This window comes from Kribbella sp. NPDC050470, from assembly GCF_044458365.1.
GTDB lineage: Bacteria > Actinomycetota > Actinomycetes > Propionibacteriales > Kribbellaceae > Kribbella.
Genome location: NZ_JBITHV010000019.1, coordinates 58,902 through 81,284 on the forward strand (window position 1 = coordinate 58,902; position 22,383 = coordinate 81,284).

General features: G+C 69.5%; 22 protein-coding genes and 1 riboswitch. Of the genes, 12 read left to right on the top strand and 10 right to left on the bottom strand.

The annotated features are described in order from the left end of the window. The first annotated feature begins 66 nt into the window (after positions 1–66). The 7 genes from ACIBGM_RS42235 to ACIBGM_RS42265 all read left to right on the top strand — a co-directional run bounded on the left by ACIBGM_RS42235 (position 67) and on the right by ACIBGM_RS42265 (position 6,741). Positions 67–654 carry a TetR/AcrR family transcriptional regulator gene (locus ACIBGM_RS42235; protein WP_396388755.1) on the top strand — a complete coding sequence of 196 codons (588 nt, stop codon included), beginning with the start codon at positions 67–69 and terminating at the stop codon, positions 652–654. A 109-nt stretch (positions 655–763) separates the two neighbouring features. After that, positions 764–2,218, top strand: a complete 1,455-nt coding sequence (locus tag ACIBGM_RS42240; RefSeq protein ID WP_396388756.1) for a M36 family metallopeptidase — start codon at positions 764–766, stop codon at positions 2,216–2,218. A gap of 38 nt (positions 2,219–2,256) precedes the next feature. Continuing rightward, entirely contained in the window at positions 2,257–3,192 is a 936-nt protein-coding gene (locus ACIBGM_RS42245; protein WP_396388757.1) for an oxidoreductase, read from the top strand. A gap of 57 nt (positions 3,193–3,249) precedes the next feature. After that, positions 3,250–4,839 (top strand): alpha/beta fold hydrolase, encoded by a 1,590-nt coding sequence (locus ACIBGM_RS42250; RefSeq protein WP_396388758.1) that lies wholly within the window; start codon positions 3,250–3,252, stop codon positions 4,837–4,839. Continuing rightward, the gene (locus tag ACIBGM_RS42255; RefSeq protein WP_396388759.1) at positions 4,836–5,489 is read left to right on the top strand and encodes a LamG domain-containing protein; all 654 of its coding nucleotides are present in this window, start codon (positions 4,836–4,838) and stop codon (positions 5,487–5,489) included. Before ACIBGM_RS42250 ends, ACIBGM_RS42255 begins: the two co-directional genes overlap by 4 nt. Before the next feature lie 115 nt (positions 5,490–5,604). Continuing rightward, complete coding sequence (locus tag ACIBGM_RS42260; protein ID WP_360520801.1) at positions 5,605–6,396, top strand: aldo/keto reductase; 792 nt, start codon at positions 5,605–5,607, stop codon at positions 6,394–6,396. Between the two features lie 4 nt (positions 6,397–6,400). Continuing rightward, positions 6,401–6,468: riboswitch (guanidine-III (ykkC-III) riboswitch) on the top strand. 21 nt (positions 6,469–6,489) lie between these two features. Continuing rightward, entirely contained in the window at positions 6,490–6,741 is a 252-nt protein-coding gene (locus tag ACIBGM_RS42265) for a hypothetical protein (RefSeq protein ID WP_360520804.1), read from the top strand. On the opposite strand, the gene ACIBGM_RS42270 is transcribed toward ACIBGM_RS42265, so the two are convergent. Further along, complete coding sequence (locus ACIBGM_RS42270) at positions 6,738–7,601, bottom strand: hypothetical protein (RefSeq protein ID WP_396388760.1); 864 nt, start codon at positions 7,599–7,601, stop codon at positions 6,738–6,740. The genes ACIBGM_RS42265 and ACIBGM_RS42270 overlap by 4 nt on opposite strands. 264 nt (positions 7,602–7,865) lie before the next feature. On the opposite strand from ACIBGM_RS42270, the gene ACIBGM_RS42275 reads away from it, so the two are divergent. Genes ACIBGM_RS42275 through ACIBGM_RS42285 form a run of 3 tightly spaced genes read left to right on the top strand, consistent with a single transcriptional unit; the run spans position 7,866 to position 10,845 of the window. Next, positions 7,866–8,900, top strand: a complete 1,035-nt coding sequence (locus ACIBGM_RS42275; RefSeq protein ID WP_360520810.1) for a MoxR family ATPase — start codon at positions 7,866–7,868, stop codon at positions 8,898–8,900. A 29-nt stretch (positions 8,901–8,929) separates the two neighbouring features. Continuing rightward, entirely contained in the window at positions 8,930–9,892 is a 963-nt protein-coding gene (locus ACIBGM_RS42280; protein WP_360521105.1) for a DUF58 domain-containing protein, read from the top strand. Continuing rightward, a complete protein-coding gene (locus ACIBGM_RS42285; protein WP_360520813.1) occupies positions 9,892–10,845 on the top strand; it encodes a VWA domain-containing protein in 954 nt (317 codons plus the stop codon). The genes ACIBGM_RS42280 and ACIBGM_RS42285 overlap by 1 nt, the downstream gene beginning before the upstream one ends. A 90-nt stretch (positions 10,846–10,935) precedes the next feature. Here the strand turns inward: ACIBGM_RS42285 and ACIBGM_RS42290 are convergent, their stop codons facing one another. Then, entirely contained in the window at positions 10,936–11,409 is a 474-nt protein-coding gene (locus ACIBGM_RS42290) for a hypothetical protein (RefSeq protein ID WP_396388761.1), read from the bottom strand. A gap of 741 nt (positions 11,410–12,150) precedes the next feature. After that, positions 12,151–13,542: a glycoside hydrolase family 9 protein gene (locus ACIBGM_RS42295; protein ID WP_396388762.1), complete on the bottom strand. Its 1,392-nt coding sequence runs from the start codon at positions 13,540–13,542 to the stop codon at positions 12,151–12,153. Positions 13,543–13,548: 6 nt separating this feature from the next. On the opposite strand from ACIBGM_RS42295, the gene ACIBGM_RS42300 reads away from it, so the two are divergent. Together ACIBGM_RS42300 and ACIBGM_RS42305 are read left to right on the top strand one after the other, a co-directional pair. Then, positions 13,549–13,707, top strand: a complete 159-nt coding sequence (locus ACIBGM_RS42300) for a hypothetical protein (RefSeq protein ID WP_360520822.1) — start codon at positions 13,549–13,551, stop codon at positions 13,705–13,707. Between the two features lie 40 nt (positions 13,708–13,747). Continuing rightward, positions 13,748–14,758: a LacI family DNA-binding transcriptional regulator gene (locus ACIBGM_RS42305; protein WP_360520825.1), complete on the top strand. Its 1,011-nt coding sequence runs from the start codon at positions 13,748–13,750 to the stop codon at positions 14,756–14,758. A 219-nt stretch (positions 14,759–14,977) separates the two neighbouring features. Here ACIBGM_RS42305 and ACIBGM_RS42310 read toward each other — a convergent pair whose 3' ends face one another. From ACIBGM_RS42310 to ACIBGM_RS42340, 7 genes are all read right to left on the bottom strand, one after another. Then, complete coding sequence (locus ACIBGM_RS42310) at positions 14,978–15,475, bottom strand: DUF3145 domain-containing protein (RefSeq protein ID WP_360520828.1); 498 nt, start codon at positions 15,473–15,475, stop codon at positions 14,978–14,980. 171 nt (positions 15,476–15,646) lie between these two features. Further along, positions 15,647–17,068 (bottom strand): acyl-CoA carboxylase subunit beta, encoded by a 1,422-nt coding sequence (locus ACIBGM_RS42315; RefSeq protein WP_396388763.1) that lies wholly within the window; start codon positions 17,066–17,068, stop codon positions 15,647–15,649. A 144-nt stretch (positions 17,069–17,212) separates the two neighbouring features. Next, positions 17,213–18,448 (bottom strand): beta-ketoacyl-ACP synthase II, encoded by a 1,236-nt coding sequence (fabF, locus tag ACIBGM_RS42320; protein WP_360520834.1) that lies wholly within the window; start codon positions 18,446–18,448, stop codon positions 17,213–17,215. Positions 18,449–18,553: 105 nt separating this feature from the next. Continuing rightward, on the bottom strand, positions 18,554–18,802 hold the full coding sequence (locus ACIBGM_RS42325; protein WP_130380551.1) for an acyl carrier protein: 249 nt from the start codon (positions 18,800–18,802) through the stop codon (positions 18,554–18,556). Between the two features lie 80 nt (positions 18,803–18,882). Further along, a complete protein-coding gene (locus ACIBGM_RS42330) occupies positions 18,883–19,881 on the bottom strand; it encodes a beta-ketoacyl-ACP synthase III (RefSeq protein WP_396388764.1) in 999 nt (332 codons plus the stop codon). Then, on the bottom strand, positions 19,881–21,071 hold the full coding sequence (locus tag ACIBGM_RS42335) for an acyltransferase domain-containing protein (protein ID WP_396388765.1): 1,191 nt from the start codon (positions 21,069–21,071) through the stop codon (positions 19,881–19,883). The genes ACIBGM_RS42330 and ACIBGM_RS42335 overlap by 1 nt, the downstream gene beginning before the upstream one ends. Positions 21,072–21,149: 78 nt before the next feature. Then, a complete protein-coding gene (locus ACIBGM_RS42340) occupies positions 21,150–22,379 on the bottom strand; it encodes a PucR family transcriptional regulator (RefSeq protein ID WP_396388766.1) in 1,230 nt (409 codons plus the stop codon). Positions 22,380–22,383: the final 4 nt, after the last annotated feature.

Genomic DNA, 22,383 nt, shown 5'->3' on the forward strand with positions numbered 1-22,383 from the left:
CCTCCAGAAACCGACGGTATCCGAATACCAAGGGAATGCCAATACCGCAGGCACTAGAGTCGGACCATGCCGAGAATTACCCGCGCGGAGAGCCAGGCGCGGACCCGCGAGACCCTGGTGGCGACCGCGACCGAGCTGTTCCTGCGGGACGGGTACGGCGCGACGTCGCTGGAGAAGGTCGCGGACGAGGCCGGCTACTCCAAGGGCGCGGTCTACTCGAACTTCCGCAACAAGGACGAGCTCTGCCTGGCCGTGGTCGACGCGATCCGCGCTGACCAGGCGCACCGGATGGCGGTCGCGCTGGAAGGGGCCGCCACGCTCGAGGCTATGCTCACGTCGTTCCAGCGCTGGGCCGAGGCCACCATCGGCGACCAGGCCTGGACCGTCTTCGAGGTCGAGTTCGCGACCCGGGCCCGCCAGGACGACGTCGTACGGCGGGAGCTCGCGCAGCGGAACGCGCAGATCCGGGACGCGGTCACCGTCCTCCTCGAGGAACACGCGAAGGAGTTCGGCATCACGCTGCCGATGCCGGCGGCGGACTGCGCCACCGCGCTGCTCAGCCTCGGCGTCGGGCTGGGCGTCCAGCGCGCGATCGACCCCGACGTCGGCGTCTCGGTGCTTCCCAACGTCATCCGCCTGCTGGCAGGTGGCTGATTTCCCTTGCGACCCCGAACTTCTGCTTCCCAGCGGCCGGCGGGAGAACTAGGGTTCGACGGACCGTAGTTGTTGTGTTACGCAACTCGTCTACCTAGGAGGGGAACACATGGCGAAACGCGTGATCGCGGTCGTCACTGCCGGTCTGGCCACCGTCTCGATGGGGATGTCGTTCACCAGCGCTGCGGGGGCGGCGCCGGAGGCAAAGCCGGTGAACGACCTCGAGCTGATCAAGACCAAGACCTCGCTGCTCGGCAAGCACTACTGGTACCAGCAGACGTTCAAGGGCCTGCCGGTCGTCAACGGGTACTACGCCAAGCACGTGACCACATCCGGCGGCGTCCAGATCGCCGACGGGCGCGACGCCGTACCGGCGAACCTGGACGTGACCGCCAAGGTGCCGTCGGCAACGGCTACGAAGTCCGCCAACGCGGCGGTCAGCGCCCGCGCTGCCCGGGCCCGGATCGCCGGGCCGGAGAAGGACGTCACGCCGGCTCCGGCGGCGACCGACGGCGCCGCTCAGCTTGCCGTCGTCGGCGGCCCGGACGCGCGACTCGTCTGGAACGTCACCAGCCGGTCGGCGCAGGGCGTCACCCGCTCACTCGTCGACGCGAAGTCCGGTGCCGTGGTCGAGTCGAAGGTGATCAGTGACCACGCCGACGGTCGCGGCATCGTGTTCGACCCGAACCCGGTGGTCAGCGAGCGGGACGAGAAGCTGACCGACCAGGACGACGCCAACACCGACGAGCTGTTCCCGGCGCACAAGAGCGTGATCCTGCGCAACCTGGCCGGCAACGGCAAGCTCGAGGGAACCTACGTCACCATCGTGAAGGCCAAGGGCGGACTGGCCGAGAGCGCGAACAACCAGTTCCTGTACTACCGCGACGACGACCGGTTCGAGCAGGTGATGGCGTACTACCAGGTCAACCAGACCCAGGAGTACATCCACAGCCTCGGCTTCACCGAGGTGAACAACGAGTCGCAGGACTTCGAGATCAACACCTACAACGGCGACAACTCGTTCTACGACCCGTCGAAGGACGTCATCACGATGGGCGAGGGGGGTGTCGACGACGGCGAGGACGCCGAGGTGATCTGGCACGAGTACGGTCACGCGATCCAGGACGACGTCGTTCCCGGGTACGGCGAGTCGCTGCAGGCCGGCGCGATCGGTGAGGGCTTCGGCGACTACTGGGCCGTCACGATGTCGGTGCCGGTGAGCCGGAACTTCGACCTGCCGTGCGTGATGGACTGGGACGCCACGTCGTACACGACCACCGAGCCGCACTGCCTGCGCCGTACCGACACCGGCAAGACCACCGACGACATCGTCGGCCAGGTGCACGACGACGGTGAGATCTGGTCGAACGCGCTGTGGGACATCCACAAGGCGCTCGGCCGGACCAAGGCCAACAAGGTGATCCTCGAGGGCACGTTCTTCTACGCGCCGGACACGTCGTTCGCCGACGCCGCCCGGGTCACCGTCCAGGCCGCTCGGCTGCTCTACGGCAAGGCCACGGCCGCCAAGGTGACCGAAGCCTTCCAGGCCCGCAAGATCCTCTGACCGACACCAGGTTGTGCGCCCACCGCTACTGTGGGCGCATGACCTGGAGTACGACGGACATCCCTGACCTGACCGGACGGCGCGCACTCGTCACCGGCGCCACCAGCGGACTCGGCTACGAGACGGCGCTCGAGTTGCTCAGGCACGGCGCCGAGGTGCTGATCGCGGCGCGCAACCCGGAGAAGGCGGCCCGGAGCGCCGCCGACCTCAAGCAGGCGTCAGGCCGGGAGCCGATCGTCGTCGAGCTCGATCTCGCCGATCTGACGAGTGTGGAGAAGGCGGCCGACCAGGTCGCGAAGACCTACGACAAGCTCGACCTGCTGGTGAACAACGCCGGCGTGATGGCGACGCCGTACCGGCAGACAGCCGATGGGTTCGAGCTTCAGATCGGCACCAACCACCTGGGCCACTTCGCCCTGACCGGGCGGCTGCTCCCGTTGTTGCTCAAGGCCCCTTCCAGCCGGGTGGTGACCGTCAGCTCGTTCATGCACAAGACGGTGCGCGCCATCCACGAGGCCGACTTCCGGCGACCCGAGCAGGGCTACTCGAAGTGGGTCGCCTACGGGAAGTCCAAGCTCGCCAACGTGCTGTTCATGCTAGAGCTCGACCGCCGGGTGCGGGCGGCCGGGACCAACCTGCTCAGCGCCGGAGCGCACCCCGGCTACGCGTCCACGCATCTCCAGACGCATGGCCCGAAGCTGGCCGGGCGGTCCTTCGAGGCGAGGATCTGGACGGGCATCAACAAGCTCGTCGCGCAGCCCGCGGCCGCCGGCGCCTGGCCGAGCCTGTACGCCGCGACCAACCCGGATCTCCGGCCCGGGTCGTACGTCGGGCCCGGCTTCCTGGAGTACCGCGGGAAGCCGGCGATCGTGCTGCCGACCCGGACCGCACAGGATCCGGCGCTGGCCGAGCGGCTGTGGACCTGGTCTGTCGAGGCGACCGGAGTGGATCCGGTACTCACCGTGCTGAGGTAGTGACACAGCGGCAGATTTGTGGCTACTCTCCGGTAATCCCGAGCCGGAGGTCGTCCCGTGCGCAGAATCGCAGCCGCCCTTGCGGTCGTCCTGGCCTTTATCACGATCGGCCCGGCGGTCGGCGCCGAGGCGGATCAGGCCGGCTTCAGCACGTCGTACCAGCGCATCCCCGGCGCGGGTGGGATCGAGATCGGCGCGGTTGTGCTCACGCCGACCGGTCAGGGGGACGGCCCGTTCCCGCTGGTCGTGATGCCGTCCAGTTGGGGTGTCCCGAACGTCGAGTACGTCGGCCAGGGCGCCAAGCTGGCCAAGTCCGGCTTCCAGGTCATCTCGTACTCGAGCCGCGGATTCTGGGACACCGGCGGCGGCATCGACATCGCCGGTCCGCCGACCGTCGCCGACGTCAGCGAGGTGATCGACTGGGCGGACGAGCACACGCCGTCCGACACCAGCCGGGTCGCGGCCGTCGGGATCTCGTACGGCGCCGGCACCTCACTGCTCGCCAGCGCGCAGGACCCGCGGATCAAGGCGGTCGGCGCGATGAGCGGCTGGGCGGACCTGATCGCCTCACTCGACCCCAACGAGACCGTCGCGCTCCAGTCCGTCGCCGGCCTGCTTGCCTTGGGCAACGTGACCGGCCGGCCGGGACCGGAGATGGCGTCGCTGCAGGCGAAGTTCATCAGCGGGAACTTCGACGGCGCGATCGCCGAGGCCAAGCAACTCGCGCCGGTCCGGTCCGCGGCGACCATGGTCGACCGGATCAACGCCAACCGGCCGGCCGTGTTCCTGGCCAACGCGTTCGAGGACTCGATCTTCCCGCCGACGCAGTACACCAACTTCTTCACCCGGCTGACCGGGCCGAAGCGGCTGCTCCTGGCCCACGGGGACCACGCCACGCCCGAGGCGTCGGGTGCGATCGGCCTGCCGAACGAGACCTGGGACGTGCTGGCCGCCTGGCTGCACCACTACCTGACCGGCGTCGACAACGGGGCCGACGACGAGGCTCCGGTTCAGCTGAAGTCGCAGCGCGGAGTCTGGCGCGGCTACTCGAGCTGGGCGGCCGTCGGGCAGGCGCGTACGTCGTACCTCACCAAGCCGATCGGGTTGTCGCGGACCGGTGCGATGCAGACGCAGGCGTCGACGGGCTGGAGCAACGGAATCGGGGCGGGTGTGCCGACGATTGCCGACAGTGGCGTGGCGCTCGTTTCCGGCGCTCTGCAAGGGCTGCTGTCGATTCCGACTGGTGTGGTGACGCCGTTGGTGGATCGGTCGTTTGCGGGCGCGTGGTCCGGCCCGGTCTACACCAGTGACGCCGTCATCAACGGTGCGCCGAAGCTGCATCTGACGGTGCAGCCGTCTGGTGCTGACACGTCGCTGTTCGCCTATCTGTACGACGTTGACGCGCTCGGCATCGGCTCTTTGATCGCGCACAAACCGTTCACCTTGCGTGGAGCGACGCCCGGCAAGGCGGTGCCGATCGATCTTCGGCTGGAGGCGACGAGTTGGGAGGTGCCGGCCGGTCATCACCTCGTCCTGGTGGTCGACACGGTCGATCCGCGGTACCTCGGCCGGAGCGTGATCGGCAAGACCGTCACGTTCAGCTCGCCGGCCGGCGACCCGTCCTCGCTCACCATCCCGGTGGCATGACGACCCTCACCCGCCGGGGGTTCCTCGCCGGGCACACCCGGGCCGGACGGCATCCACTTCTACCCGCTCGACGGAACCACGGAAGATGCCGTCGGCAACAACGACGCCACCCTCGTGGGTGGAGCGATCTTTGCCCCAGGCAAGAATGGTCAGGCGTTGCGCTGAACGGTTCCGGCCAGTACGTCGACACCGGCGCCGCGCTGCTCTACACCAACGGCAACTACTCGGCCGCCGCCTGGGTGAAGCTGAACAAGGCCGACGGTTCGTACCAGACCGTGGTCAGCCAGGACGGCGACCACGACAGCGCCTTCTTCCTGCAGTACTCCGGCCAGGATCAGCGGTTCGCGATGAGCTTCTCGGGCGTGCGCGCACTCTCCCCGACGAAGCCGAACCCGGATCAGTGGTATCACCTGACCGGCGTACGGGACGTCGTGAAGGGTGAGCTCAAGCTCTACGTGGACGGTCAACTGGTGGCCACGAAGGCCGCGTGCAGCCTGGATGCGACGTCGACCGGGAACACGGTGATCGGGCGGGCCAAGTTCGGCGGCAACCAGGTCGACCACCTGGACGGCACGGTCGACCAGGTGCATGTTTACGACCGGGCGCTCACCGATGCGGAGGTGCGAACACTCTACGAGTCCGGCCGCTGACCAACTCCCCACGTTCGGGATGCGAACATCGCTCGCAACCCCGATGCTGGTAGTGGTCGTGGAGGGAGGTGACGGTGCGATGGCTGCTCCCAGTCACGCTCTCACGCCTCTTGCGATGAGCAAGTTCCGGCCACCCCGGTTCGGGCTCGGTGGTTCGCGACTCGGCGAGCCGCTGGGCCCGGACGGGGACGCGAAGGCGGTCGCCACCATCGACGCGGCGTACCAGGCCGGCATCCGGTTCTTCGACACCTCACCGGCGTACGGCGTCGCCGAGCAGCGACTCGGTACGGCGTTGCAGCGCCGTCCCCGTGGCCAGTTCCTGGTCTCGACGAAGGTGGTCGGCGACGCCCGGGAGTCGGTGAAGGCGAGCATGGAGCGACTCGGGCTCGCGGTCGACCTGGCGTTCATCCAGGATCTGGCCACGGTCGGGACGACGTACCCGGAGCTGGACGAGTTGCGCCGCGACGGCGTGATCAAGGCGATCGGTGTCGCGTCGGGCGACTGGCGACAGCTCGACGAGATCGTTCGCGACGTCGAGCTGGACGCGGTCCTGCTGGCCGGGCAGTACTCCCTGCTCGACCAGTCCGCGCGGCCGCTGATCGATCGTTGCCTCGCGCGCCGGGTGTCGGTGATCGTGTCCGGCATCCTCACGCCGCAGATCCTGCAGACCGAGCAGTCGAGTGACCCGGCAACGATCCGCGCGCGCCGCATCTCCGCGGTCTGCGAACGGTACGGCGTCTCGCTGCCACAGGCCGCACTCGCCTATCCCACCAGGCATTCCGCCGTCACGTCGGTACTCATCGCGGCGGCCAGCGCGGCCGAGATCCGCGCCGACGCAGCCCTCGTCCGGCGGCCCGTGCCGGCCACCCTGTGGCGCGATCCCGACTTGGTGCGATTGATATCCTGACCTGGAGGAGCCGCGATCTGCGGCTCCCCGGACGAGTGGCGTCGTACCCGGTCCACGACAAGACGGCGCCCGCCCCCGGGAGGGGGTATTCCGATGCATGCCATTGACATCGTCGAGATCGCCGGTGCGCTGACAATCCTGACCGCCTTCGCGGCTGCCCAGGCCGGATGGTTGCGGCAGCGCACCACGTCGTACCAACTGCTGAACCTGGTCGGCTCCGCCGTCCTCGCGGTGATCGCCGCCGTCGAGTCGTCCTGGGGCTTCCTGCTGCTGGAAGGCACCTGGGCCGTGATCAGCCTGATCGGCCTGCTGAGCCTGACCCGCACCCGGGAGTCGACGAGCTAGAACCTGTCGCCCGGGTCGCCGGTGCCGGGGCTGCCGCTCGTGCTGGGCAGCGTCGTCGGGATGCCGCTGGTCGGGCTCCCCGGCGTCGGGCTGGGACCGGTGGTCGGCGTCGGCCCGGTGGTCGGCGCCGGCGGCGGCGTGGTCGGGGTGACTGTGACCGTCGACGTGTTGGTCGGGGTCGGGATGACCGGCTCCGGCTCGAGCGGCTCGGCGTTCCGGAACAGCAGCCAGGCCAGCAGGACGGCCAGCGCCATCACGACCGCCATCGCGATCAGGGACAGGATGAGCGCCCACCGCGACGCCGCCCGCAACGCGCTCGGCCACGGCAATGGCCAGATCCGGAAAAGGCCCGGACGCCGGCGGCCTTCCCAGTAGTGCAGGAAGTCGGGTCCCCGGAACGGCCCGAGGTGCGGGATCCGGTCCATCAGTACGGCGGACAGCACTTCCTCACCGCGTCGCTCGGCGATCAGCCGCTCGTCCGAGGCCGCGCTGGACCCGTCGGCCACCCGGATCGGCCCGATCGCGACCCACAGCGCCAGGTCGTCGTCGTCACTGTCGTTGTGCGCCAGGACGGCCTCGCCCGGCAGGTCGTCGACCGCGGTGACGAACCGGTCCCGGGCCGCGGCGTCGTCGGCCGAGCCCTCGGTCATCATCGCCACGACCGCGTCCACGCCGGTCTCGTCGCTGGCGGCGTACAGGTAACCCGCTGCGTTCGCCCCGAGCCGCCCGCGCAGCCAGAACGCGCCCACCCGGGGCGGGTCCTCCGGCAGCAGCGGCAGCGCGTCCGGAATCGCCCGGGCAGGTGCCTGCTCCGGCGCATCCGCCGGCCGCACCTCGGTGGGGGATTCGGTCGCAGTCATCACCCCCAATCCCACCACATCCCTGGTAGCACTGTCGCCACACCCGGATTCCGGACGGACGGCCCCGCTGACCGCCGTGCTCACCCGGCGTGACGACAGGCCGCTCGGCGGGTACCGACTTGAGTGGGCGGGGAGGATAGGGATGGACCTGGTGGGCCCAGCGCCCGGGGGACCCGGGGATCTGATGGAATGGCCGGTGTTGTGAGTGCGCCGGGCGACGGCGCGGCGTTGACAAGGTCCGAGGCGGACCCCGGAAGGACAGGCATGACCGAAACCACTGTGCCGGCTGGATCGGTGGCCCAGCAGTCCCGGCTGATCGGCGAGGCGATCAGCGAGGTCAAGCGGGTGATCGTCGGCCAGGAGCACATGGTCGAGACGCTGATGGTCTCACTGCTCGCGAAGGGTCACTGCCTGCTCGAGGGTGTCCCCGGTGTCGCCAAGACGCTCGCGGTGCGGACCTTCGCCTCGGTGGTCGGCGGCACCTTCGCCCGGATCCAGTTCACCCCCGACCTGGTCCCGTCCGACATCGTCGGCACCCGGATCTACCGGCAGACCCGGGAGACGTTCGACATCGAGCTCGGCCCGACGTTCGTGAACTTCGTCCTCGCCGACGAGGTGAACCGGGCCCCGGCCAAGGTGCAGTCGGCGATGCTGGAGCTGATGGCCGAGCGGCAGGTGTCGATCGGCGGCCAGACCTTCCCGATGCCGAAGCCGTTCATCGTGATCGCCACCCAGAACCCGATCGAGTCCGAGGGCGTCTACCCGCTGCCGGAGGCGCAGCGGGACCGGTTCCTGGTCAAGATCGACGTGCCGCACCCGCGCGGGCACGAGGAGTTCGAGATCCTGCGCCGGATGAGCGTGGACCCGCCGGAGCCGCGGCAGGTGCTGAAGCCCGAGACGATCCTGGAGCTGCAGCGGTCGGCCGAGCAGGTCTTCGTGCACAACCTGGTCGCGGAGTACGCGGTCCGCCTGGTGATGGCGACCCGGACGCCGTCCGACTTCCACCTGCCCGACCTGGAGCCGATCATCGAGCTCGGCGTCAGCCCGCGGGCGACCCTCGGCCTGATCTCGGCCGGCCGGGCGCTGGCGCTGATCCACGGCCGCGACTACCTGCTGCCGAGTGACATCCAGACCGTCGCGCTGGACGTGATGGGTCACCGCCTCGGCCTGACCTTCGACGCGGTGGCCGACAACATCGACCCGCGCGCCGTGATCGAGCGGATCCTCGCCACCGTCCCGCCGCCGCAGCCGGTCTGGCGCGACGGCACCGACGGCTCCGGCCGCCCGGAGTTTGTGTAGTGCCCAACCGACCGGACCCGCGGGCTGCGATGACGATCTCGCAGCTCGCTCCCGAGCGCGCACTGCGGCGGCTCGAGCTGACCGTCGTACGGCGCCTTGAAGGGTATCTGCACGGTGAGCACCTGGGGCTGCTGCCCGGTCCCGGCACCGAGCTGGCCGAAGCGCGTGAGTACCAGGTCGGCGACGACGTACGGCGGATGGACTGGGCGGTGACCGCGCGGACGACGGTTCCGCACGTGCGGGACCTGATCGCGGACCGTGAGCTGGAGACGTGGGCCCTGGTCGACCTGTCGGCCTCGATGGACTTCGGTACGTCGCAACTCGAGAAGCGCGAGCTGGCGGTCGCAGCCGTGGCGACGGTCGGGTTCCTCACGCACCGTCTGGGTGACCGCTTCGGCGGGCTGATGTTGCGTGACTCGGCGCTGCGCCGGTGGCCGGCGCGGTCTGGGCGACTGGCCCTGTACGGGCTGCTTCGGGCGCTGCTGGCCGAGCAGGTGAACGGCGACCAGGAGGCGCACCGCAGCGACTTGACAGCGGCGCTGGAGTCGATGGCCCGCACCCAGCGCAAGCGTGGACTCCGGGTGATCGTGTCCGACTTCCTGACGCCGGAGGACAGCGAGATCGACGCCCGGATGGAGCCGTCCTGGGAGCGCGCGATGCGCAAGCTCACCGCGCAGCACCAGGTGCTCGCGGTCGAGATCGTGGACCCGCGCGAGCTGGAGATGCCGAACATCGGCGTCGTGCTGGTCGGCGACCCCGAGACCGGTGCGGTGCGCGAAATCGACACTCGGCGGCGCAAGGTCCGCGAGGCGTTCGCGACCGCCGCGCTGGCGCAACGGGAACGAACCAGGACCGCTTTGCGTAGGGTAGGTGCGGGGCACTTGGTTCTCAGGACCGATCGGGACTGGGTCGCCGACACTGTGCGATTCGTGCTCGCCTACCGGCGGGTGGCGCCGCGCCTGCACCAACCGCCGAAGGGAGTGTCTCGCTGATGGAGTTCCTGTCTCCCGGGCGGCTGTGGTTCCTGCTGATCATCCCGGTCGTCGTCGCCGGCTACATCTTCCTGCAGCACCGCCGGGCGCAGTACGCGCTGCGGTTCACCAACATCGCGCTGCTCGACCGGGTCGCGCCGCGGCGTCCGCAGTGGCGCCGGCACCTGGCCGTCGTGCTCGCGCTGCTGGCGGCGCTCTCCTGCATCGTGGCGTTCGCGCAGCCCAAGGACGAGGTGAAGGTGCCGCGCGAGCGGGCCACCATCGTGGTCGCGATCGACGTGTCGCTGTCGATGATGGCCACCGACATCGAGCCGAACCGGCTGGAGGCGGCGAAGAAGTCGGCGAAGAACTTCATCAACCAACTGCCGGGCAAGTTCAACGTGGCCCTGGTCAACTTCGCCGGTACGGCGTCGATCATCGTGCCGCCGACCACCGACCGGGCCACCGTGCTGCGCTCCGTGGACGGGCTGGAGCTGGCCGAGTCGACCGCCACCGGCGAGGGCATCTTCACCTCGCTGCAGGCGCTCACCCAGGTCCCGCCGGACCCGGACCACCCGAACGACCCGGCTCCGGCGCGCGTCGTGCTGCTGTCGGACGGCAAGCGCACGGTCGGGCGGACCGCCCAGGAAGGCGCGCAGGCCGCGAAGGCGAAGAACACGCCGGTCTACACCATCTGCTTCGGCACCGACTCCGGCTTCATCGAGATGGACGGCATCCGGCAGCGGGTGCCACCGGACCGCGCCGAGCTGCGCAGCGTCGCCGAGATCAGCGGCGGCGAGGCGTACACGGCCGAGTCGGCCGGTGAGCTCGAGGACGTCTACAAGGACATCGGCTCCTCGGTCGGGTACGACGAGGTGGACAAGGAAGTCACCGCCCGCTTCGCCGGCATCGCGATGATCTTCACCCTGGCCGCCGCCGGCGCCTGCATCGCGCTGGCCTCCCGCTTCCCGTAGCACTTGACCGGCCACCCACGCTGGGACTGCCTGGGTGGCCGGAGGATGCTCTGCCGGGAAGACCTCTCGAGCGGTCCTCCCGTCGGCGGGTCAGGTGACCGGTACCGTGATGGTGTCGGAGACTGCGCCGTCTTCGAGCAGCGTGAGAGTGCCGTCCCCGAAGGTCACGTCAATGATCGTAGGTGTCCATTGGTCGTTCGGGCAGGTAGGCGTCGGAGGCAACGGGTCCGGACTCTCGCTCTCGAGACTGAACCTGAACTGGCCGTTGCGAGGCGTCGCCAGTGGGCCACTGGATCCGGAAACGTCGACTGCGGTGTCCTGGCCCGGAGCGACGTTGCCGCCCGGGTTGGTGCACTCGACGGTGGCGATGCCGGTGGCGTCGACCGTGATTTCGAAGGTGGTGCCGCCGAGGCCGGCGACCTTACCCGAGCACTCGACCGTCAAGCCGGTGTCGGTGCAGGTCGGCGTACCGACGAAGTGTCCGCTCTGGGCGAAGGCTGGTGTTGCCGTCAGCCCGAAGATCGCGAGCACTGCTGCCAGCATGAGTACGACTGATCGCTTCATTTCTTCTCCCAGCGCTGCGCGGCGAGGCGCAGCGCAGATGCTGAAATGGACTAAGCGTTTGGTCTCCACGCGGAGACGTGTCAGGTCAACGTGCTACCACCGTGCGGTGGCGGCCCGCGTGCTCTCGGACGATCTGATACGCGCACGTCCATTCCCCGGAGATGGAACTCCGGTTCCCCCCTGGAACCGGGAGCCGTCCCGGCAGCGCTGCCCAGACCCGGACGTGGACACGACGAACTTCGCGCAAACTGACGGCCCCACCCGGTATCTGCTGCTCCCCCAGAGCTGTCGGCGATGCCGAGAACTCTTGCTCGCAACATACGCTCGGGGGTAGTGGTGTGCAATAACTAGACCGGGTGTTCTCGTAGTGTCAGCAAGTGGCGAACAGATCGTGATGGATCTCCGCCTCGAATAGCCCCAGAAAATCGCGGCGTAACTCGGGTGGTGACATTACCGTCGCGTAAGAGATGTAGCGGTGCGGGCCGAACCGGTTAATCACCGGAAACCGGCAGCTGTGGGTTCGTCCCGCACTGCGGGGATGGGGCGTTTCGCCTGCCAGGCATGGCCTGATGGCGGTCGGTCACCTACTGGTGGCGGCGGGTGTCTCGGGTGTCGGTTGCCGTCACATCGGTGAATTGGAAAGTGTTTTGTGTCCGGTGATTCGTGAAACGGTCGTTGGGTGTGATGATCGCTTTCTCGCCGACTTCTGCGGTGTTTCTTCGAGGTCAACGCGCCGGCCTATTACCGGCGGGTCGGTTCCTGACCCGGGTGTCGGCGTAGGCGGTGAGCCAGGCGAGGGCGGAGTTCCAGTTCAGGGCGCTCGTTGGTGGAGTAGGAGCCGATCTCGTCGACGTAGCACTTGGCCGGGGCGCAGCCCTGGAGGTTGCGTTGGGCAACGGGATCCTGGAGGCCGGAGTTCGGTCCGCCGGCCAGCGAGCCCGCGTACGGCGACGGGAGCGCCGGGTTCAGCGAGTGCGCCCAGGAGCGGTGGTGCTGGTTGTGGCTCGATCGCTCGCCGTAGCCGGTGACGTACGACGTGCCGACCGGGTTCCGGCCGAGCAGGTAGTCGAGTGACTCCAGGGCCGCCGAGCGGTACGCCGTACGCCCGGTCAGGTCGGCGGCGATCGCGAGGTCGGCGAGTCCAGCGGTCTCCTGCCACGAGAACCCGTCCGCGGCCTCGAGCCCGGTCGTGATGAAACGCTTGTACGACGCCTTGCCGGTCGCGCCGAACAGCTCGGCGGCGGCCCAGGAGAACTCGTCCGCCACCTTGGTGTCGTCGTACGCGCCGCCACCTTCGCCACCGGGTGGGGCGTAGAGCGCGGGGTGCTGGCGGGCGGCGTTCCAGGCCGTCTCGGCTGCGGTCAGGCAGCGCTTGGCCAGTTGGCGATCCCAGCGGGCGTAGATGCGGGCGCACCGGGAGCCGACGGCGGCCAGGTTGAGGGTCGCCGCGGTCGACGGCGGGTACAGGTACCGCTGCTGCGGGTCGGCGGCCGCTTCGTCCAGGACGTCGGGAATCCCGTTGCGAGCCTCGGCAATCCGGAGCGCGGTCGTGCCGGACTGTTCGTACAGGTCCAGCAGTTGCCACGCCGCGAGGGCGCCGTTGACGACGTACTTGCCGTGGTCGCCGGCGTCGTACCAACCGCCGCTCACGTCGAGGCTGTAGTCGCAGGTGCCGGGGAAGCAGGGGACTGACTTGTCGCCCTTGTTCGGTGCGATCCCGATGTGTCCGGCGGCTCGCGAGTACTGCTCACCGACGTACTCGGCCTTGATCTCGATGCCGCTGCGGTTGTTGTAGAAGTACTCGAGCGCGTCCCGGCGGAGTGTCGTGTGGATTCCGTCGCCGATGTCGAACGGCTCGCTTACGTCGTCGCCGACCGCGAGCCGGAAGCCACTGCCCGTGTGGCGGAAGCGGCCGAAGTCGATCAGCTGGACCTCGTCGCCCGAGGCCGCGTCGGCGCCGTACGGCGTGGTCTTGCCGGTGGCAACGATCCGGTCGCCCGCATCGACCAGCCGCCAGTCGAGAGCGATCGTTGCCTTGGTCACGTACGTCGCCCGCTTCGGCCCGCTGGTGAGGTAGCCGCCCTGGTTGGCGCGCACCGGTGAGCCGTAGTCCGGGATCCCACCGGGTGGCACCCGACCGTGCAGTTCTCGCTCAGCCAGCTCGCGACGCAGTACTACACCGACTACACGCTGATGTTCACCGGCACGCTGATCGCGACCGTTCCGCTGCTGGTGGTGTTCGTCCTGTTCGGCCGTCAGCTGATCAGCGGCATCATGGACGGCGCCGTCCGGTCGTGATGATCTACCCTCTACCCACTCAAACGTTAAGGACCAGCCGGTGACCGACCTCTCCAAACGGCAAGTGACGCTCGACGAAGTCGCCGAGCGGGCCGGCGTGTCCCGATCGGCGGCGTCCCGGGTGATCAACAACGCGCCGCACGTCAGCAGGGCCAAGCGCGAGGCCGTCCAGCGGGCCGTCGTGGACCTCGGGTACGTGCCGAACGCCACCGCCCGGGCGCTCGCCACCCAGCAGGTCGGCGCCGTCGTCCTCGCGATCTCGAGCGACAACCCGCAGGTGTTCGCCGACCCGTTCTTCGCCGAGGTGGTGGTCGGGGTCAACTCGGTGCTGGAGGAGACCGAGCTCGAGCTGATGCTGCTGCTGGCGACGTCGACCCGCGGGCAGACCAGGCTCGAGCAGCTGCTGCGGACCCGGCAGGCGGACGGCGTGATGCTGATGTCGATGCATGGCGACGACCCGCTGGCCGCGCTGGCCGACAAAGCCGACGTACCGGTCGTCTTCGGGGGATGCCCGGTCAACTTCGAGCCGCGGTACTACGTGGACGCGGACAACCGGGGTGGTGCGCGACTGGCGACCGAGCACCTGGTCGCGGCCGGGCGGAGGCGGATCGCGACCATCACCGGCCGGATGGACGAGGGCGCGGGCACCGCGCGGTACAAGGGCTACCAAGAGGCGCTCGCGGTCGCCGGTCTGGCGTCACACCGGGTGGTGCACGGCGATTTCAGCGAGGACGGCGGCAGCCGCGCGATGGAGGAGTTGCTGGCCGAGCACCCCGACCTGGACGCGGTCTTCATCGCCTCCGACCAGATGGCGATCGGCGCCCTGCGAGTGCTGAAGGATGCCGGCAAGGCGGTCCCGGGTGATGTAGCGATCGTTGGCTTCAACGACATCACCAGCGCCCGCCACACCGAGCCGCCGCTCACCACGATCCGCCAGCCGATCCAGTCACTGGGCCGCGAGATGGCCCGGATGCTGCTGAATCTGATCTCCGGCGAGCAGCCCACGCCGCTGATCCTGCCGACCCGCTTGATCCCCAGGTCCTCTACCTAGCACGCACGAAGGGCGCGAACCCTGAGGTTCGCGCCCTTCACGTGGTGCGGCCGCTGTTTGCGACAACCGGGGGTGTCCCGACACCCGGTGGCCCAGCGGCCACGGCCCCTCCCACCCTGGTGAGATGTCTGATGCTCAGTCTTGGCGAAAAGTTCGGGGAAGTCCTTACCTTTCACGCCTTTCTTCTGAAGTTCTCAGGTTCCCCTCAGCCAGGAGAGGTCAGACGACCTGGTGCAGCCAGCGCACCGGCGCGCCGTCGCCGGCGTACCGGAACGGCTCGAGCTCGTCGTCCCACGGCCGACCCAGCAAGCGTTCGACCTCCTCGGCGAGATCCGCCTCGCCGGTGGCCGCCTTCAGCATGGCCGCCTTCAGCCGCTCCTCCGGCACCATGATGTCGCCGTGCACGCCGGTGGTCGCGTGGAAGACGCCGAGCGTGGGCGTGAACGAGTACCGCTCACCTTCGACCCCGTTGCTCGGCTCCTCGGTCACCTCGAACCGGAGCTTCTGCCACCCGCGCAGCGCGGAGGCCAGCTTCGCCGCGGTCCCGGCCTCGGCCTGCCACGACAGCTCGGCGCGATAGGTGCCCTGCGCCGCGGGCTGGGGCGTCCAGTCCAGTTTCACCGGCACGCCAAGTACGCCGCCCGCGGCCCACTCGACATGCGGGCACAACGCTGACGGCACCGTGTGGACGTAAAGAACGCCACGAGTCGTCGCCACCGGGACCTCCTGTGCTCGAGGGGCGCCTTCCCCAGCGTTCTCGAACACCCGCTCGTCGATCCCGGCGGACTACTCGTACATCTTGCACCACGGCCCCCACCAACACCAGTAACCTCGCCGTGTCAACCACATCACTGTCGTGTCGCGAGCCAGATCCGGCCATCGGACACGTCAGAGCGGGATGTTGCCGTGGGAGCCCCGGGTTCCGGTGTCGGCGGTGGCGATCGCGGCGGCCAGGGTGGAGCGGGTCCTGGCGGGGTCGACGACCTCGTCGACGACGCCGATCTCGCGGGCGCGTTCGATGCCACCGGCAATTTTCTCGTGCTCGGCGGCCAGTTCGGCCTCGACCTTGGGGCGGAGCCCGGGGTCGACCTCGGCGAGCTTGCGCCGGTGCAGCACCCGGATCGCCGCGACCGCGCCCATCACCGCGACCTCGGCCCGCGGCCAGGCGAACACCCGGGTCGCCCCGAGCGAGCGCGCGTTCATCGCGATGTAGGCGCCGCCGTACGTCTTTCGGGTGACCAGCGTGACCCGCGGTACGACGCTCTCCGCGAAGGCGTGCAGCAGTTTGGCGCCGCGCCGTACGACGCCGTCCCACTCCTGACCGACACCGGGCAGGTACCCGGGGACGTCGACCAGCACGACGAGCGGGACCCCGAAGGAGTCGCACATCCGGACGAACCGAGACGCCTTCTCGGCGGACAGGGCGTCGAGGCAACCACCCAGCCGGAGCGGGTTGTTCGCGATCACGCCGACGGTCCGCCCACCGAGCCGGCCGAGCGTGGTGACGATGTTCGGCGCCCACCGCTGGTGCAGTTCGACGGAGGTGTTCTCGTCGAGCACCCCTCCTACCAGCGGATGGACGTCGTACGCACGCTTGGCCGACTCCGGCAGGAAACCGGACAGATCGGTGTCCGGTACGTCGGTCGCGACCGACCCCTGGTTCGCGAGCAGATCCGCGAGCCGGCGCGCCTCGTGCAGCGCGGCCGCCTCGGAGTCGGTGGTGATGTGGACGACCCCGGACCGCCGTCCGTGCGGCTCGGGTCCGCCGAGTCGCAGCATGTCGACGTCCTCACCGGTGACCGAGCGGACCACGTCCGGACCGGTGACGAAGATCCGGCCTTCGGGGCCGAGGATCACGATGTCGGTCAGCGCCGGACCGTACGCCGCGCCGCCCGCAGCCGGCCCGAGGACGACGGAGATCTGCGGGATCTTCCCCGAGGCCTGCGTCATCGCGTAGAAGATCTTGCCGACCGCATGCAGGCTCAGCACGCCCTCGGCCAGCCGGGCGCCGCCGGAGTGCCACAGCCCGATGATCGGCAGCCCTTCGCGGCGGGCCACCTCGTAGGCCTTGACCACGACCTCGCAGCCCTCGTCGCCCATCGCGCCACCCATCACGATGGCGTCGGAGCAGAACGCGATGACCGCCGCGCCCTCGATGGTCCCGCGCGCCGCGAGCATCCCGCACAGGTTGTCCGGCGTGATCAACTCCAGGCTGCCCTCATCGAGCAGCTGAGTCAGCCGGGTGACCGGGTTCCGCGGATCGTCCTCACGCGGGAGCTTCGCAGGTTTGGGTGGGGCAGCGCTGGTCATGGGGCCTCCCGGCCTGGACTGAGGAGCGGAGGGAGCGCAGCGACTGGAGGGACGAGGGAAGGCCGGGAGTTCCAGCCCCATGACCCGCCGCGCCGGAGGCGTGGCATCAATGCAGTCATGCGTCCTCCGGGGATGGGGAAGGAATTACACCGTCTTGAAGGCGATGGCGGCGTTGTGGCCGCCGAAGCCGAAGGAGTTGTTCAGTGCCGCGATGTCCCCGTCGGCCAGCTTGCGCTGCTCCGTCGCGACGTCCAGCTCGATCTGGTCGTCGAGCTTGTCCACGTTGATGGTCGGCGGCGACACCCGGTGGTGCAGCGCGAGTACGGTCGCGATCGACTCGACCGCGCCGGCCGCGCCGAGCAGGTGCCCGATCATCGACTTCGGCGCGGTGGCGACCGCGTGGTCGGCCTCCTTGCCGAGCGCCTGCCGGATCGCCAGCGACTCCGCGATGTCGCCCTGCGGGGTCGAGGTGGCGTGCGCGTTGATGTGGAAGATGTCGGCCGGGGTCAGGTCGCCCTCGGACAGCGCCCGCTCCATCGCCCGGCGGGCGCCGGAACCGGTCGGGTCGGGCTGCGCGATGTCGTGACCGTCGGCGGAGATGCCGGCGCCGGCCAGCTCGGCGTAGATCTTCGCGCCGCGCGCCTTGGCGTGCTCGTAGGACTCCAGCACCAGGATCCCGGCGCCCTCACCCAGCAGGAAGCCGTCCCGGTCCACGTCCCACGGCCGCGACGCCTTCTCCGGGTCGTCGTTGCGCTTGCTCAGCGCCTGCATCATGCCGAAGGCGGCCAGCGGCAGCGCCATGATCGCGCCTTCGGTGCCACCGGCCAGTACGACGTCCGCACGGCCGAGCCGGATCTGGTCGAGGCCGAGCGCGATCGCCTCGTTGCCGGAGGCACAGGCCGAGACCGGGGTGTGCACACCGGCCTTGGCGCCGAACTCGAGGCTGACGTATGCGGCGGAGGAGTTCGGCATCAGCATCGGGATCGCCAGCGGCGACACCCGGCGCGGGTTGTTCTTCAGCGCGTCGTAGTTCGCCAGGGTGGTGTGCAGGCCGCCGATGCCGGAGGCGCAGGCGACGCCCAGGCGCTCCTTGTCCAGCCCGGAGTCCTCCAGGCCGGCGTCGGCCCAGGCCTCGCGGGCCGCCACGACCGCGAGCTGCGCGTTGCGGTCGAGCCGGCGGGCCTTCACCCGCTCGATCACCTCGGTCGGCTCGACCGCGGCCGGGGCCGCGATCTGGACCGCCAGGTTCTGCACCCACTCGTCGGTCAGCCGCCGCGCGCCGGAGCGTCCGGCCAGCAACCCTTCCCAGGTGCTGGACACGTCGCCACCCAGCGGGGTCGTGGCTCCGAGCCCGGTGATCACGACTCGGGTCTTCGACATGGTTACCTCATCCTTCAGAGTTCGGGGATCCGGTCAGCGAGGGGTGTGTTGCTGGTGCTCGCCGGACCAGGTCCGGCGAGCATTGGCCAGCACAGTGCGGGTTTGTCAGCCGTTCTGGGCGCGCTCGATGAACGCGACCGCGTCGCCGACGGTCTTCAGGTTCTTCACCTCGTCGTCGGGGATCTTCACGTCGAACTTCTCCTCGGCGGCCACCACGACCTCCACCATGGAGAGCGAGTCGACGTCGAGGTCGTCGGTGAAGGACTTGTCCAGCTGGACGTCCTCGACCGGGATGCCGGCGATCTCGTTCACGATCTCGGCGAGGCTGGAACGGATCTCTTCGGTGCTGGCCATCTGTTGGTTTCCCTTTCGGATTCTCTTGCTTGCCACGACCGGGCCGGCCACCTGAGCCGCCCCGGACAACTTTGGGGGTACTACGGGACCCGGATCACCTGGGCGGCGTACACGAGCCCGGCGCCGAACCCGATGATCAGGGCCAGGTCGCCGCTCTTCGCCTCGCCGCTGTCGCGCATCGCGGTGATCGCGAGCGGGATCGATGCGGCCGAGGTGTTGCCCTGCCGCTCGATGTCACGGGCCACCTTGACGTGCTCGGGCAGCTTGAGCGCCCGCCGCATCGCGTCGGTGATCCGCATGTTGGCCTGGTGCGGCACGAACAGGTCGAGGTCATCGGCCTTCACGCCGGCCACGTCCAGCGCCTGCTGCGCGGTCTTCGCCATCTCGAACGACGCCCACCGGAACACCGGGTTGCCGTCCATCCGCAGGTGCGGCCAGTTGTAGCTGCCGGCCGCCTCCTGCCAGGACTCCTTCTGGCTGATGACCTGGTACTGCGTGCCGTCGGAGCCCCACACCACCGGGCCGATACCGGGCTCCTCGGCCGGTCCGACCACCGCGGCGCCGGCGCCGTCGGCGAAGATGAACGCCGTACTGCGGTCGGTCCGGTCGGTGAGGTCGCTGAGCCGCTCGACGCCGATCGCCAGCACGTACTTGGCGCTGCCGCCGCGGACCATGTCGTTGGCCAGCGCGATGCCGTAGCAGAAGCCTGCACAGGCGGCGGAGACGTCGAACGCGGCCGCGGTCGGGGCGCCCACCTCGACGGCGATCCGGGTCGCGATCGCCGGGGTCTGGTACAGGTGCGTGACGGTGGAGACGATGACGCAGCCGATCTGGGCCGGGTCGACCCCGGAGTCCACCAGCGCGTCCTTGGCGGCGTTCACCGACATCATCAGGACGGTCTCGTCGTCGCTGGCCCAGCGCCGCTCCTTGATCCCGGAACGGGTCTGGATCCACTCGTCACTGGAGTCGATGTGCTCCAGGATCTCCGAGTTCGGCACCACCCGGCGCGGCCGGTACGACCCGATCCCGAGGACTCCGGCGTACGTCGTACCCGTCGCGGGGGTGATCGTGCCACTCATCAGTTGCCTCCGTTGGGGTGCAGGCGGACCAGCGGCTGCCCGGGGGAGACCGGGTCGCCTTCCTCGACCAGCCACTCGACCACGATGCCGCCGTGCGGCGCCTGGACGTCGAGCTCGTCGCGCAGGCTCTGCACCTTCGCGACCACCTCGCCGGCCTCGACCGTGTCACCGGCCTCGCGCGGGGTCTGCCCGGCGCGGGTGAAGGTGCCCTTCATCGGGGCGACCAGCAGCCGCCAGGTCGGCGACGCGTCGATCTCGGACGGGCTGCCGTGCTTGTCGACGAATGCGCGGGCGTCGTCCAGCTGGTCCGGCGTCTTGAGCGCGAAGGTCTCGACGCCCTTGAGGGCGCGCTTCGCGATCCCGGTCAGCGTGCCCGCCGGCGGCAGCTCCAGGATGCCGGTCACCTGCAGGTCCGCCATGGTCTGCATGCACAGATCCCAGCGGACAGGGGAGTTGACCTGGGTGACGAGCCGGTTCAGCGCCTCGCGGCCGTCGTGCACGACCTGGCCGTCGCGGTTCGAGATCAGCCGGGTCCGCGGGTCGTGGGTGCTGATCGCGGTCGCGTACTTCGCCAGCGTCTGGACGGCCGGCTCCATGTGCTTGGTGTGGAACGCGCCGGCCACCGACAGCGGGATGAGCCGGGCCTTGGCCGGCGGGTCCTCGGCGAACGCGGCCAACTCCTCGACCGTGCCGGCGGCGACGATCTGGCCGGGGCCGTTGTCGTTCGCGGCGGTCAGGCCGTGGTCGGCGAGCTTGGCCAGGATCTCGTCCCGGTCGCCGCCGAGGACGGCGGTCATCGAGGTGGAGGTCAGCGCCGACGCGGCGGCCATCGCCTTGCCACGCTCGCGCACCAGCACCATCGCCTGCTCGGCGCTGAGCACGCCGGTGCCGGCGGCGGCCGCGATCTCACCGACGCTGTGCCCGGCGACAGCGCCCACCTTGGTGAACGCGTCCGACGGGTGCGGGAAGACGGCGAGCGCGGCCAGCATGCTGGAGGCCACCAGCAGCGGCTGCGCGACCGCGGTGTCCCGGATGGTGTCCGCGTCGGCCTTGGTGCCGTAGTGGGCGAGGTCGAGACCGGCCACGGCGGAGAGCCAGTTCAGCCGGCTCTCGAACACGGGATCCGCCAGCCACGGCTCGAGGAAACCTGGGGTCTGGGCACCCTGACCGGGCGCGACGATGACGAGCACGTGACAACTCTCCCTGAGCCGGGCCGTCCGTGGGCCGGAATGCAGCACGAATTCTACCGGCCCGTCTTTGGAGGAATCCTACAAAATGGTGCTTCCGGGCTCCGGGTTGAGCAGGCGGCCAAGGGCCAGTGCGACACGCAACGTGAAAGCGTCGCGGGGACTGAGCGGCGAGTAGCCCGTGATCTCGCCCACACGCTTCAGCCGGTACCGGACGGTATTCGGGTGGATGAACAGCGTGCGAGCGGTCGCCTCGATGGAACCACCCGAGTCCAGGTATGCCGACACTGTGTCGAGCAGCACGCCATCGCCTATTGTGAGCGGGCCGTAGACGTCGGAAGCTAGTTGCCGGCGGGCGTGGCCGTCTCCGGAGAGTGATCGCTCCGGGAGCAGCTCGTCGGCGTGCACGGGCCGTGGGGCCTCCGGCCAGGCCGGTGCCGCGCGGAGACCGGCGACGGCCGCCCGGGCGGACGTGACCGCCGCCATCAGGTCCTTCACCACGGGTCCGACGACGATCGGGCCGGGTCCGAACCACTGGGCCAGGTTTTGTACGATCTCGACAGGTTTACTCGTACCACCGAGTACTACCACGAGCCGGTCGCCCTGCATCGCGCACAGAGCGTCAGCGCCGGCCTCCCGGGCCGCGTGCCGGACCAGGTCGGCGACGTTGGCGCTGCCCGGCTCCGACTCCAAGGCCCGGCCGACGACCACGGTGACCTCCGAGGATCCCGTCGTACCGGCTCCGGTCCAGCCGAGAGCGGAGGCGCGGGAGCGGACCGACTCGTCGGCCTCGCCGCGGATCACCGAGTCGACGACGAGGGCTTCGAGCCGGGCGTCCCAGGCGCCGCGCATCTCGGCGGCCTGGGCGTAGACGGTGGCGGCGGCGAACGCGACCTCGCGGGCGTAGCGCTGCATCGCCTCGCGGACCACCGGCACGTCCTCGGCCGGGAGCAGGTCGCCGATGGTGTTCTCGATCATCTCGATCGTGGTGCGCAGCAGCTCGACGGTCTGGTGCAGCGAGATCACCCGGGTGAACTCCCGCGGCGCCGAGCCGAACATCCGGGTCGGCATCGACGAGTGCGCCTCGGGGTCGCGGAACCAGTCGACGAACGCGGTGATACCGGACTGGGCGACCAGGCCGATCCAGGACCGGTCCTGCGCCGACAACTTGCCGAACCAGGGCAGCTGCTCGTCCATCGCGGCCATCGCGGCGGTCGCCAGCGCACCGGTCGCGCCCTGCAGCCGCTCGGCGCGCGCGAGATGTCCCTTCTTCGCCACGCCCCGACCATAACCGGCGGACCGCCACGCCATCACA

Bases quoted from the DNA above. Each gene is read 5' to 3' on its own strand.
- ACIBGM_RS42235 (WP_396388755.1), top strand. From the start codon at position 67: ATGCCGAGAATTACCCGCGCGGAGAGCCAGGCGCGGACCCGCGAGACC.
- ACIBGM_RS42240 (WP_396388756.1), top strand. From the start codon at position 764: ATGGCGAAACGCGTGATCGCGGTCGTCACTGCCGGTCTGGCCACCGTC.
- ACIBGM_RS42245 (WP_396388757.1), top strand. From the start codon at position 2,257: ATGACCTGGAGTACGACGGACATCCCTGACCTGACCGGACGGCGCGCA.
- ACIBGM_RS42255 (WP_396388759.1), top strand. From the start codon at position 4,836: ATGACGACCCTCACCCGCCGGGGGTTCCTCGCCGGGCACACCCGGGCC.
- ACIBGM_RS42260 (WP_360520801.1), top strand. From the start codon at position 5,605: ATGAGCAAGTTCCGGCCACCCCGGTTCGGGCTCGGTGGTTCGCGACTC.
- ACIBGM_RS42265 (WP_360520804.1), top strand. From the start codon at position 6,490: ATGCATGCCATTGACATCGTCGAGATCGCCGGTGCGCTGACAATCCTG.
- ACIBGM_RS42270 (WP_396388760.1), bottom strand. From the start codon at position 7,601: ATGACTGCGACCGAATCCCCCACCGAGGTGCGGCCGGCGGATGCGCCG.
- ACIBGM_RS42275 (WP_360520810.1), top strand. From the start codon at position 7,866: ATGACCGAAACCACTGTGCCGGCTGGATCGGTGGCCCAGCAGTCCCGG.
- ACIBGM_RS42280 (WP_360521105.1), top strand. From the start codon at position 8,930: ATGACGATCTCGCAGCTCGCTCCCGAGCGCGCACTGCGGCGGCTCGAG.
- ACIBGM_RS42285 (WP_360520813.1), top strand. From the start codon at position 9,892: ATGGAGTTCCTGTCTCCCGGGCGGCTGTGGTTCCTGCTGATCATCCCG.
- ACIBGM_RS42290 (WP_396388761.1), bottom strand. From the start codon at position 11,409: ATGAAGCGATCAGTCGTACTCATGCTGGCAGCAGTGCTCGCGATCTTC.
- ACIBGM_RS42315 (WP_396388763.1), bottom strand. From the start codon at position 17,068: ATGACCAGCGCTGCCCCACCCAAACCTGCGAAGCTCCCGCGTGAGGAC.
- fabF (WP_360520834.1), bottom strand. From the start codon at position 18,448: ATGTCGAAGACCCGAGTCGTGATCACCGGGCTCGGAGCCACGACCCCG.
- ACIBGM_RS42325 (WP_130380551.1), bottom strand. From the start codon at position 18,802: ATGGCCAGCACCGAAGAGATCCGTTCCAGCCTCGCCGAGATCGTGAAC.
- ACIBGM_RS42330 (WP_396388764.1), bottom strand. From the start codon at position 19,881: ATGAGTGGCACGATCACCCCCGCGACGGGTACGACGTACGCCGGAGTC.
- ACIBGM_RS42340 (WP_396388766.1), bottom strand. From the start codon at position 22,379: ATGGCGTGGCGGTCCGCCGGTTATGGTCGGGGCGTGGCGAAGAAGGGA.